The sequence below is a fragment of the Microbacterium luticocti DSM 19459 genome (assembly GCF_000422405.1).
Lineage (GTDB): Bacteria > Actinomycetota > Actinomycetes > Actinomycetales > Microbacteriaceae > Microbacterium > Microbacterium luticocti.
Map to the genome: position 1 here is coordinate 444,383 of NZ_AULS01000002.1, position 11,799 is coordinate 456,181.

Here is an 11,799-nt window from a genome sequence, read left to right on the forward strand (position 1 = left end):
CTCTGCGGTGATGCCCACCGCATCCGTTCGTCTTCGCCATGGTGCGACGGATGCCGCGGGCCCGGCAGGGGGTTGACGGTCCGCCACCGATCTGCAACCGATATCGTGGGATGCGGCAACAGCACACAGGCGGAGGGCCGGCATGGGCAGGTTCATCTACGAGGGTTCGGTGCACACCGAGATCGAGGATCGCGCGCTCGCGCACCTGCAGATCGTCGTGATGGACAAGCTGCGCCGCAGCGAGTCGTTCGCGTTCACGTGGACCGACGACGCCTCGCTCGGCTCGGGCCGTACCGTGGTGTGGCTGAACGCGCAGTCCAACATCGTCTTCAAGTTCTACGGCAGCCGCATGCCGAAGCTGAACCGGGTGTGGCTGGAGACGCTGGCGGTCGAGGCGAACTCGATCGGGGGTCTGCGACTGCTGCCCGAACCGGCACCGGGTTCGCCCGGTCAGGACGACTCCGCGTCCGTCTCGGGGTGAGGCGCTCGTCACGTGCGCGTCATCGCTCCGGCTCGCTCGCTGCCGGCGCGGTGTCGTCGTCGGGGATCGGTCGGCGTGCGTCGAGCGGGATGTGCGGCGGGTCGACGCCCAGCCGCACGGTGTCGACGTCGACACGGCCGACACACTCCCACGGGATGACGCGGGAGCGCCGGTGCAGGAACTCGATCAGCCGGGCGATCACGACCGGGCGGTTCACCCGGCCCCGTTCGTAGCCGTAGAACGAGAGCCGGCTGTGCGGGCTCACGATGAGCGCGACGAGCACCAGCTCGCCTTCGCGACCCGACCGGCGCGGTCCGCGCCGGAAGCGCACATCGACCACCCGGCCGAGCTCATCGCCGCCGCGGGCGAGCACGCGCGAGTCGAGCAACTCACTCAGGAGCATGGGAACCCCCCGGGATGCGCGCGATGATACGGTCGCGGATCCAACGCTCCAGCCAGGTGGCGTCGAGGTCATCGGCGCGCACGCGCAGCTCGAGCACCGTGCCGAGGCGCACGACGCGGCTCCACTCGATGCGGTCCCAGCGGGAGCGCGGCATGCTGCCGCCGAAGATGCGCGGCAGCACCGCCGCGCCGACGAGCACGGCCGAGACGGTGGGTGGATGATCGTGGTCGACGCTCTCGCCGACCGAGATCCCGTCGAGTTCGACGTCGTCGACGGTGCTGACCGGCACACCGTCGCGGTCGAGCATCTGCCGGTCGAGCAGGTGCAGCCGGGCGTCCACGCCGCGGCCGTCCGGATCGCGGTACCACTCGAGCGGGTGCGAGGGCGTGCGGGCGCGGCTCATGAGCCCATCCCCGTCGCGATCATGAGCGGGATCGCCGCGAGCGCCGCGACGAGGATGACGACCAGGAAGACGACGGCGAGGGCGTTGCGCACCCGACCGTTGACCTTGTCGCCCATGTACTCGGGGTCGTTCGCCACGACCAGGATCGGAAAGTAGGTGAGCGGCAGTGCGACGGCCGAGAACACGACCGACACCTCGGTGACCATGACCGGGTCGACCCCGGTGGCGAGCACGCCGCCGCCGACGAGCAGGCAGACGATCATCGACAGGTGGAAGCGGGCGGCCTCACGGGGACGGCGGAACTTGCCCCAGCTCCACCCGAAGAACTGGGCGAGCGTGTAACCGCTCGACAGCGTGGTCTCCAGGGCCGCGCCGAACGTGGCGGCGAGGATGCCGACGATGACGAACGCGAGGGCCAGCTGTCCGCCTGCCTGCGCGATCGGCAGCACCAGCTGCGACAGCGAGGTGACCTCGATCGCCTGGGGCAGCAGCACCACCGCGGCGCAGGCCGCGATCGCCAGCGACAGCGTGCCGCCCAGCGGGAACCCGATGAACACGTTCATGCGTTCGGTGACCAGGTCGCGGGGCTTCCATCCTTCCTCGACCGCTCCCGACGAGAAGAAGAACACCTCATACGGGGTCATCGCGGCGCCGAACAGCGCCACCGCGTAGTACCAGTACGACAGGTCGGGGCCGGCGGCCGCCCAGGGCCGGGTGGCTTGGGCGGCGAGCGTGCCCCAGTCGGGATGCAGCAGGAACACGGCGACCGCGAACACCACGAGGCACAGCCCCAGCATCCCGGCGACGTTCTCCATGATCGAGAACTTGGTGCGCCAGATCACGATCCACACCGCGAACAGTGCGACCGGGATCCACATCCCCGGGCCGACACCCGCCGCCAGCTGCAGGGCGAGCGCGATGCCGCCGATCTCGGCGGTGAGCGTGAGCAGGTTGATGAGGAACGAGGCGCCCAGGTTGGCCAGCCCGGTGCGCGGTCCGAGACGTTCCCGGATGATCTCGAACGTGGCGCGACCGCTCACCGCGGCGACGCGGCCGGCCATGTCGGCATAGACGCAGATGCCGACGATGCCGGCGACGACCACCCACGCCAGGCCCATGCCGTAGCGGGAGCCGACCACGGCGTTGGTGACGAGGTCTCCGATGTCGACGAACCCGCCGATGGCGGTGAGAATGCCGAGCGCGACCGCGAAGAGGCGCTTCATGGCTGCCGCTCCAGGTCGTGCAGTGCGGCCGACGCCCGGGCGAGCAGTCGCTCCGCCTGGGTGAGGTCGCCGCGGGCGGCGGCGTCTGCACCCTCGAGCGCGGTGCGCAGGGCGGTCAGCACCGCGGCCCGGTAGCGACCGTCGGCGGCGGTCGCGGCATCCGTCGTCTCGAGCTGCCGGGCGATGTCGGCCAGTTGCTGCCGCATGTCGTCGTAGATGACGGATGCGGTGGTGTCCAGCAGCAGGTGCCCCTGCTGTTGGCGCACGCCGAGCCGCAGTGTCTGGTCGGCGGCGAGCGCGTCCTGTGCGGCCGAGACCAGCTGCGGGTCAGGGCTCGCCGGCGCGCAGCCGGTGAGCAGGACCGTCACCGCGAGCGCGGCGAGCAGTCGCGGTCGACGCCGGCGGCCGCCCGGCGCGCGTCGGTGTGCCCGGCGGCGGGTCACAGCGGCTTTCCTCCGGTGACCGGCAGCACCGCGCCCGACACGTACGAGGCGGCGTCCGAGGCGAGGTAGACGTAGGCGCCGGCGAGTTCGGCGGGCTGCCCGGCGCGGCCGAGCGGGGTGTCCTGGCCGAACGAGGCCAGCCGGTCGGCGTCCCAGCCGGTGGCGGGGATCAGCGGCGTCCAGATCGGCCCGGGGGCCACGGCATTCACGCGCACGCCGTCGGGGCCGAGCTCTTCGGCGAGGGCCCGCACGAACGCGACCTGCGCGGCCTTGGTCATGGCGTAGTCGATGAGCGACGGCGAGGGGTGGAAGGCCTGGATCGAGGCTGTCACGATGATCGATGAGCCGGGACGCAGGTGCGGCACGGCGGCGCGGGCGGTGAACACCAGTCCGTAGAGGTTGGTGCGCATGACGCGGTCGAATCCGTCGGTGGGCAGGGTCGCGAGCGAGTCGCGGTCCTTCTGGTAGCCGGCGTTGAGCACGAGGATGTCGAGGCCGCCGAGCGCGTCGACGGTGCGGTCGACGATGCCGGCGGCGAAGTCCTCGTCACGCACGTCGCCGGGCAGGCTGAGTCCGGTGCGGCCGGCGGCGGCGATGAGGGCGATGGTCTCGTCGGCGTCGTCCTGCTCTTCGGGCAGGTGCGCGATGGCGACGTCGGCGCCCTCGCGGGCGAATGCGATGGCGACGGCGCGGCCGATGCCCGAGTCGCCGCCGGTGATCAGTGCCCGCCGGCCGTCGAGCCGGCCGCAGCCGACGTAGCTGTCCTCGCCGTGGTCGGGTTCGGGCGCGGTCTGGTCGATGTCACCGGGCTGGTCCTGCTCCTGGCCGGGAAAGCCCTCCGGCCGGTGTGCGTGGCGCGGATCGTCGGTCATGTCTCACCCCTGTCGTCGGATGCCCCGACGGTACGACCCGGGTACGGCGTCGCCGAGCCCCTTGACAAAGGCCGCTGTGGGCGGGCAGGGGAAACGCAGCGGGATGCCGGGAGTCGGCCGGCGTCGACAGCCGACGAGGCACGGCGGTCGACGTCGGTGTGAGCGTGAGATGCCGCCGGGCATGCCCACTGCCCTCAGGCGGCGTGGCCCTCAGGACCCGCGTGGTGCACGTCGCGTAGCATGTTGTGCCCGGAGGTTCGCAGCAACGTCAAGGACGTGTCCAGCAGTGACAATGAACGAGCAGTCGATTGCACCGATGTGGGTCACGGTGATCGTCCTGTCGGTGTGCGTGCCGGTCGTGCTGTATCTGATCACGTTCAGCGCATGGGGACGTGAAGGTATCCGAGCAGGCGGCATCGACAGCGCCAACATCCTCTCGGCCCTGACTGCGCTTGCCGTTCCGGTTGTGGGCGCGATCCTGTGGGCGGTGTTCCGGAAGAAGAGACGCATCATCCGGCGGATATCCATCGCCTGCCTGATGTGCAGTGTCTTGGGGTTCGCGATCGCCGCCGCCTTGATGGCCGTATCGGTGTAGAGACCGATCGGTCAGCTCGTCTGCGAGCCTTCGACCCAGGTGAGGTACTCGTCGCTGACGGTGCCGGTGACATAGCGGCCGTCGAAGCAGCTCATATCGAGATCGTCGATTTCGCTGCCCTCGAGGATGGCCGCCTTCAGATCCTCGATCTCCTGGTACACCATGAAGTCCGCGCCGAGTTCCTCGGCGATCTCGGGAATGGTGCGCCCGTGCGCGACCAGTTCGTGCCGCGACGGCATGTTGATGCCATACACATGCGGATAGCGCACCGGCGGCGCAGCGGAAGCGAACGTGACGGATGCGGCCCCGGCATCCCGCGCCATCTGAATGATCTGCTTGCTCGTCGTGCCCCGCACGATCGAATCGTCAATCAACAGCACGTTCTTGCCCTTGAACTCGCTCGACATCGCGTTCAGCTTCTGCCGCACGCTCTTCTTGCGCACTGCCTGACCCGGCATGATGAACGTGCGCCCCACGTAGCGGTTCTTGTAGAAGCCCTCGCGGTATTCGATGCCCAGTTTTCGCGCCACCTGCATCGCCGCCGGACGCGACGAGTCGGGGATCGGCATGACCACGTCGATCTTGTCGCGCGGCACGTGCTTGGCGATGGTGTCGGCCAGTCGCTCACCCATGCGCAGCCGCGACTCGTACACCGAGATGCCGTTCATCACCGAGTCGGGACGTGCGAGGTACACGTACTCGAACGAGCACGGGAACAACTGGGGATGCTGTGCGCACTGGCGGGTGTGCAGCCGACCGTCGAGGTCGATGAACACCGCCTCGCCCGGCTCGACATCGCGTACCACCTCGAAGCCGGCGTTCTCCATCACGAGCGACTCACTCGACACGATCCACTCGTAGCCGCCCTCGGCCGCCTCACGCACCCCGAGGATCAGGGGACGGATGCCGAACGGGTCGCGGAACGCCAACAGCCCGTAGCCGGCGATCAGTGCGATCGCCGCGTACGACCCCTCGACGCGCTCGTGCACCCGCGTCACGGCCTGGAACAGCTCGTCGGGGCCGAGCTCCAGGCCCGAGATCGAGGACTGCAACTCGTTGGCCAGCACGTTCACGAGCAGCTCGGTGTCGGAGCTGGTGTTCAGGTGCCGGCGGTCTTTGTGGAACAACTCGTCGGTCAGTTCCCGCGTGTTCGTGAGGTTGCCGTTGTGCACCAGCACGATGCCGTAGGGCGCGTTGACGTAGAACGGCTGCGCTTCTTCTTCGCTCGACGCAGTGCCCTTGGTGGCGTAGCGCACGTGCCCGAGCCCGATCGTGCCCAGCAATGAGCGCATGTCACGGGTGCGGAACGCCTCGCGCACCATGCCCTGCGCCTTGTGCATGTGGAACACGCCGCTCGGCTCGGCGGTGGCGATGCCGGTGGAGTCCTGGCCGCGGTGTTGCAGAAGCAGCAGGGAATCGTAGATGTCCTGGTTGACCGGGCCGCGCCCGACCATGCCGACAATGCCGCACATGTGGTGTTACTTCGCTCCGTTGCTGGTGTCTGCGTACGATCCGACCAGGCGCACCGCGCCGCCGTCCACACCCTTCGCGCCCGACTCGAACTCGCCGTCCGGGCGAGCGCCGTCGTGCACGACCCCGACCTGCCAGGTGTCGATGCCCACCGCGCGCAGTGCGCCCGTGGCATCCGTCGCCTTCTCGGGCGCCACCACGGCGAGAAACCCGACGCCGAGGTTCCAGGTGCCCTCGGTCTCTTCGAGGCTCAGTCCGCCGATGTCGGCGAGCACCCGGAACACCGGCTGCGGCGACCAGGTCGCGCGGTCGAGCTCGGTCCAGGTGCCGCGAGGCAGCACGCGAGCGAGGTTGGCGGCGATGCCGCCACCGGTGACGTGGCTGAGCGCGTGCACGCCGTCGCCGAGGGCCTCGATCAGCTGCAGCAGCGGCGCGGTGTACAGCCGGGTCGGCTCGAGCAGCGCCTCGCCCCAGGTCAGGCCGAGGTCGGCGGCGTGGTCGCCGTACGCGATGCCGGCGCCGGCGACGATGTGGCGTACGAGGGAGTATCCGTTGGAGTGCAGACCGCTGGATGCCAGGGCCAGCACCACATCGCCGGGTCGCACCCGCTCGGCGCCGAGCACGCGGTCGGCCTCGACGACCCCGGTCGCCGCGCCGGCGACGTCGTAGTCGGCAGGACCGAGCAGGCCGGGATGCTCGGCGGTCTCGCCGCCGACCAGGGCCGTGCCGGTCAGCTCGCAGCCGTGGGCGATGCCGGCGACGATCGCGGCGATGCGCTCGGGAACGACCTTGCCGCAGGCGATGTAGTCGGTCATGAACAGGGGTGTGGCACCCACCACGACGATGTCGTCGACGACCATGCCGACGAGGTCTTGGCCGATGGTGTCGTGCTTGTCGATCGCCTGCGCGATGGCGACCTTGGTGCCGACGCCGTCGGTGCTCGACGCGAGCAGCGGACGCGTGTAGCCGCGCAGGGCCGAGGCGTCGAACAGTCCGGCGAAACCGCCCACACCGCCCTGCACCTCGGGACCGTGGGTGCGCTTGACGGCCGACTTCATCAACTCCACGGCGAGATCACCCGCGGCGGTGTCGACTCCGGCTTGTGCATAGGGGTTCGCAGAGGAGGGTGCGGCCACGAGCCCAGCCTACCGGGGCGGCGCCTGGGCAGATGCCGGGATTCGGGTGGAGGCTGCGTCGCGGGGCACGTGCCGTCGACATGCTCAACTGCACTGTCGGGCCCGTGCGGCAGCATCCTGGTGCACCTGAGCCTGTCGAGGGACCGCGTGCCTCGGGATATCACGGATGGAGGATGTCACCCGGCGACGTCGATGCAGTGCTGACGCTGCGGTGCGGGGAGATCCACCTACCCGCCGACCCATTTGCTGATCCGCACACTTGTATGAATACATCCTCATTTTAGAATCTGCATGAATCGTAGATCTGTGCTATTCTGAGAGTGGATCGGAGCTCGTGCCCACTTATCGCACCGGTCCGGCGAGGACACCGCCGCGCGCGGGTCGTCGTCGACGTACCCACCCGGGAGTGGACGTGGAGCACGAGCAGCCGACACCGCCAGGAGTCTGGCGTGCGCTCGACGACCTGGTCACGCAGATGGTCGACACACGCCGCGAGGTCGCGGCCTTGCAGGCCCGCGAGACCCGACTGCTCGCCGACGCCGTCGACCTGGTGATCGCACGCGAGCAGGAGTACCGCGACCAGAAGCACGGGTACTGCAGCGATCTGCCCCTACGTGAAGTCTCGAGTGAGCTCGGCGCGGCGATGCGGCTGTCCGACCGCTCCGTGCAGTCACGGATGGGACGCGCCGCCGAACTGATCGAGAAGTTCGAAGCGACGCACGCCGCCTGGAAGAACGGCGACATCGACCAGGCCCACGCGCACGCGATCCTCGACGCCGGCGCCATGATCGCCGACCCCGACAAGCGCGCCGACTACGAACGGCGCGTCCTCGAGGCCGCACGTGCCGAGACCCCGTACCGGCTCGCCAAGATCGCCCGCGTGATCGCCGCGCGCGTCGACCCCGACGGCGCCGCCGAGCAGATCGCGTTCGCGCACGAACAGCGCAGTGTGCGGCTGATCGACCTGTCCGACGATCTCGCCCGCGTCATCTTCGAGGGCCCCGCAATGCTCGCGCACGCCATCTACGACCGGCTCACGTCCATGGCACATGCGATCGGCCGGAATCCCGACATCGCGCTGGTCGGCGACGACGAGGGCAATCGCGATGGGACCGGCGATGCCGAGGACGATCGCGATGGGACCGGCGATGCCGAGGACGATCACGATGGGACCGGCGACGCCATGGATCGCGATGGCGCAGACGACACTGAGCCCGAAGACGCCTACGACCCCGAGGCCGCGGCAGGCCCCGCCGACGATCGCGAAGGCGCCGACGACACCGAGTCCGAAGATCCCGAGGACTCGGAGGCCGCGTCCGAGGCCGCAGCAGGCGATGCCACCACCGACCCAATGACCACCGACCGTGTGACACTGACCACCGGACCTTCGGCCGGCACGGATGGCGACGGCGACACCCGGACGGTGGACCAGAAGCGGGCCGATATCCTGGCCGACATCCTGCTGACCGCCGTGCCCACCGCACACGGCACCGGCGATGCTCTCGACGCCATCCGCGCCACCGTGCACATCACGGTGCCGGTGCTGAGCATCCTCGGCCGCAGCAAGCAGCCCGCGCTGCTGGCCGGGCACGGCCCCATCGACATGCAGACCGCGAAACGCCTCGCCGCCGGTGCTCCCGGCTGGAACCGCGTGCTCACCGACCCGTACACCGGCGAACCCCTCCTCGTCGACCGGTATCGGCCGAGCGCCACCCTGAAACGCTTTCTCGACACCCGCGACGAGCACTGTCGCTTTCCCGGTTGCACGCAGCCACCATGGCGAGACGATCACGACCACACCGTCGATGCGGCCCTCGGCGGACCGACCTGCAGCGACAACCTCGCGGACTTCTGTCGACGACATCACATCGTCAAGCACCATACGCCCTGGCGCGTCAAGCAACTCGGCCACGGCATCCTGCGGTGGACCAGTCCCACCGGTCGCGTCTATGTCGACACCCCGGTGCACATGGTCCAGTTCGTCCCCGACCCTCCGTTCTGAGCACCTCCCCCGCTGCGTTCGCCCGGGTCGCGGCCCGACACGCCGCCCTACAATGGCGGCATGGCGGGCGTGGCAGGTCCCGAGTGGACCATCCGGGAGGATGCGAGTCATCCCGTGCTGCTCGCGCTCTGCCTGCGTCAGTTGGTGGGCATCCGCGCACCCTCTGAGCTGCCGCACCTGCGTGGCATCCCGCCTCGTACGGCCGACCGCTCTGATCAGGCGCAGGACGAACTCGAGCGCCAGTGGACGGCGTATTGGCAGATGACCGTCGAGCCGCAGGCGCATCCGTCGCCGGTGCCACTGGAGCTGGTCGACGGCTTCGGCACTCTGCTCGCCCTGCCCGTCGACGGGTTCGACGAGCTGCGTGCCGCGATCGCGCCGCATGCCGCCGAGGCGATGGCCCTCTCACAGACCATGCATGCACGGTATACGAAGGATGCCACGGCCAAGCCGGGCACCTCATACCGGGCGTATGCGAGCGCGATCGCCGAGCACGAGCGCCAGGTGGGCCGCCGCGCGCACTCGTTCGAACTGAACGTGCAGGTGCTGCCGCTGACCCAGCGCGGCGTCTGGTGGATCGGCACCCTCACGATAGCCGTCACCGACGGGCTGCGGCAGGACGTCGCGGCCTTCGACACGGCGATCCACCCGATCATCGCCGAGTTGGCCTGACGACCGTCACGCACCATGACGGTGCGACGACCCACCGGCCATTGCGCTCATCTGGACGAAGCCGGCTTCGGTCTCACGATGACACCAGCCGTCCATCGTCGATCCGAGACGTATTGAAAGCACGAGTCAAGGCGCAAGTGCGGTGGGAGTGAGCCCACCGCCTGTATGCATGGGATTGACCAGGCGGCGCACAAGGGTGTGGTGGATAAGGGTGTGGTGGGTAACTTTGCAGACACTGGGCATGAAACCCATCCGGTCATCACCGAGCTGGCGTGACAGTCGGTTCCATGCCCCGCTTGTGCGGCGACTTACCATCCGTTGCGTTCCTCTGGACGTAGTCGCCGAATCGACATCGCAGCCGCGCCACATGCCACCACGAGGAAGGAGCATGTGACCAGTCCGATGAGCCCCCACGGTACCGACAGGTGCAACGGGACCGCGCCGATAGCGATGGCGATGGTGACACCGAGTGCCGCCGCCACAGCGGCGGTGACGATAGCGAGCACCACAACGAGGCTGATCTCTCCCGCCACTGCACGCGCGAGCCATCCGCGGCCGAGGCCGACGGCCATCAGCCCGCTCACCCGCGGTCGCAGCGCTCGCGTGGTGCCCGCCGAATAAGCAACGATCACGCACGCACCCACCAACATGAGCACCCCCAGCATGAGCAGCACCTCGTCCGACACACTGTAAGTGTCGGGCACGCGGTAACCTTCCAACCACTGCGCATCGAAGCCGAGATCCTGAGGTGCGCTGTCGACCTTCTCGAGTTGCGACGCCGTGAGGCCGGTGAATGCCCACGTTCTCCGTACCAGCGGAAGGTCTGCGTTCTCCGCCGTGCGTTGCAGCACGATCCCACTCAGCCGCCGAAAGCTGGCAGGGACATCTTGCATCACTACCCCTGGCCAATCGACCTCGTGCCCGTCATCGGTGCTGAGTTTCAGGCTCCCGCCCGAGGCGGACGTGGTCAGAAGGGCGCCACCCGACTGCAGCGCACTGCGCTCACCTGAAGTCAGCGGGCGTGTGATGAGTCGCTCGACGTCAGAAGCCGATGGTACCGCGATCGCGAGGCCGTTCATCTGCGCGGTATCGGCAGCTATGAACGCGAATGGCGTCGCTGCGTCGACTCCGAGGTAATCCTCGATCTGCCGCAGCAGAGCGTCATCGGGCTCTGGCGGCTCGAAGTAGGCCTGCCCGGGTGGCATCCGCTCAACAATCTGTTCATTCGATGTGGCCGAATCAGACGCATAGAGGGTGATGAGCGCGAAACCTGACGAGAGCAAGACACTGAGCGCGATCAGTGTGACGGTGGCACCTCGACCCTCGCCGCGTACCCGACGCACGGCGAGAACCCACGGCGACGGACCGTGCCTATTCGGAATCACGCGTAGCCACTGTGAGCCCGCGACGCACAGTGCAGCACTTATCAAGACGACGGCGAGGATTTTGGTATTGATGTCAGCCTCATTGGAGATCACAATCCCAGCAATGAAGAGAGCGCTCGCGATGCCCAGCACCCACCAGGACGATCGGCTGTGGCGACGCACAGAAGCCCTGGGGAGTGCGACAGCGCCGAACAAGAGCACACAGAGCGCGCTGCCAGCTGTGACGGCCGCGACCAGGGCAATCAGTCCGGGGATGTGCTGAGGCACGCCGAGCGCAGAAGAACTGACCGCGGCAATCACCGGGCGCAGCGCATACAGAAGGCCAACGCCGGCCAGGCCACCCACAATCGCGGCAGCGGCAAGCGCCGCGGTGATCGTGCTACTGAGCCCTGATCCACCGTCGTGGTTTTGGTGGGCGTGGTTTCGTGTTTCGGTGGCGTGGCTTGTTGCGGGGGCGTGCGGGGTCGGCCAGCCGGTGCTCTGGCTTTTCCACTTTGGTTTCCGGTCGCGCCCGTCGCGGGCTGGGTGGTCAGGGTATCGCGGTGCGTGGTGGCCCGGTCGCGGTCTCCCATAGCAGCGTCCAGGCTGTGGCCCAGGGCCAGTGCGCGGGCAGGTGCATCACCAGTCGCCGCGCCGTGGAGGCGAGCCTGGCGGGGGTGCTGACGATCGTGCGCAGGAGCGTGGCCATCCGTGCCCTGCCGATGCCGGCGGCAG

12 protein-coding genes are annotated in these 11,799 nt (G+C 68.6%); 4 read left to right on the forward strand and 8 right to left on the reverse strand.

The window, feature by feature from the left end:
- The first annotated feature begins 142 nt into the window (after positions 1-142).
- Positions 143-481, forward strand: coding sequence for a DUF7882 family protein (locus tag H577_RS0104970; protein WP_029145013.1), 339 nt, complete (start codon positions 143-145; stop codon positions 479-481).
- A gap of 19 nt (positions 482-500) precedes the next feature.
- Here the strand turns inward: H577_RS0104970 and H577_RS15195 are convergent, their stop codons facing one another.
- Genes H577_RS15195 through H577_RS0104995 form a run of 5 tightly spaced genes read right to left on the reverse strand, consistent with a single transcriptional unit; the run spans position 501 to position 3,825 of the window.
- Positions 501-884: a hypothetical protein gene (locus tag H577_RS15195; protein WP_051191765.1), complete on the reverse strand. Its 384-nt coding sequence runs from the start codon at positions 882-884 to the stop codon at positions 501-503.
- Positions 871-1,287, reverse strand: coding sequence for a hypothetical protein (locus H577_RS0104980; protein WP_029145014.1), 417 nt, complete (start codon positions 1,285-1,287; stop codon positions 871-873). Before H577_RS0104980 ends, H577_RS15195 begins: the two co-directional genes overlap by 14 nt.
- Complete coding sequence (locus tag H577_RS0104985) at positions 1,284-2,510, reverse strand: NRAMP family divalent metal transporter (protein ID WP_029145015.1); 1,227 nt, start codon at positions 2,508-2,510, stop codon at positions 1,284-1,286. Before H577_RS0104985 ends, H577_RS0104980 begins: the two co-directional genes overlap by 4 nt.
- Complete coding sequence (locus H577_RS0104990) at positions 2,507-2,953, reverse strand: hypothetical protein (protein ID WP_029145016.1); 447 nt, start codon at positions 2,951-2,953, stop codon at positions 2,507-2,509. The genes H577_RS0104985 and H577_RS0104990 overlap by 4 nt, the downstream gene beginning before the upstream one ends.
- Positions 2,950-3,825, reverse strand: coding sequence for an SDR family oxidoreductase (locus H577_RS0104995; protein ID WP_029145017.1), 876 nt, complete (start codon positions 3,823-3,825; stop codon positions 2,950-2,952). The genes H577_RS0104990 and H577_RS0104995 overlap by 4 nt, the downstream gene beginning before the upstream one ends.
- Positions 3,826-4,117: 292 nt before the next feature.
- On the opposite strand from H577_RS0104995, the gene H577_RS0105000 reads away from it, so the two are divergent.
- Complete coding sequence (locus H577_RS0105000) at positions 4,118-4,420, forward strand: DUF2568 domain-containing protein (protein WP_156876553.1); 303 nt, start codon at positions 4,118-4,120, stop codon at positions 4,418-4,420.
- 11 nt (positions 4,421-4,431) lie between these two features.
- On the opposite strand, the gene purF is transcribed toward H577_RS0105000, so the two are convergent.
- A complete protein-coding gene (purF, locus tag H577_RS0105005; RefSeq protein ID WP_029145019.1) occupies positions 4,432-5,892 on the reverse strand; it encodes an amidophosphoribosyltransferase in 1,461 nt (486 codons plus the stop codon).
- A gap of 6 nt (positions 5,893-5,898) precedes the next feature.
- Positions 5,899-7,026 (reverse strand): phosphoribosylformylglycinamidine cyclo-ligase, encoded by a 1,128-nt coding sequence (gene purM, locus H577_RS0105010; RefSeq protein WP_029145020.1) that lies wholly within the window; start codon positions 7,024-7,026, stop codon positions 5,899-5,901.
- 406 nt (positions 7,027-7,432) lie between these two features.
- Between purM and H577_RS0105015 the strand changes: the two genes are divergently transcribed.
- Positions 7,433-9,028, forward strand: a complete 1,596-nt coding sequence (locus tag H577_RS0105015; protein WP_029145021.1) for an HNH endonuclease signature motif containing protein — start codon at positions 7,433-7,435, stop codon at positions 9,026-9,028.
- Positions 9,029-9,088: 60 nt separating this feature from the next.
- On the forward strand, positions 9,089-9,700 hold the full coding sequence (locus H577_RS0105020) for a hypothetical protein (protein ID WP_029145022.1): 612 nt from the start codon (positions 9,089-9,091) through the stop codon (positions 9,698-9,700).
- A gap of 308 nt (positions 9,701-10,008) precedes the next feature.
- Here the strand turns inward: H577_RS0105020 and H577_RS0105025 are convergent, their stop codons facing one another.
- Positions 10,009-11,430, reverse strand: coding sequence for a hypothetical protein (locus H577_RS0105025; protein WP_029145023.1), 1,422 nt, complete (start codon positions 11,428-11,430; stop codon positions 10,009-10,011).
- Positions 11,431-11,799 lie beyond the last annotated feature (369 nt).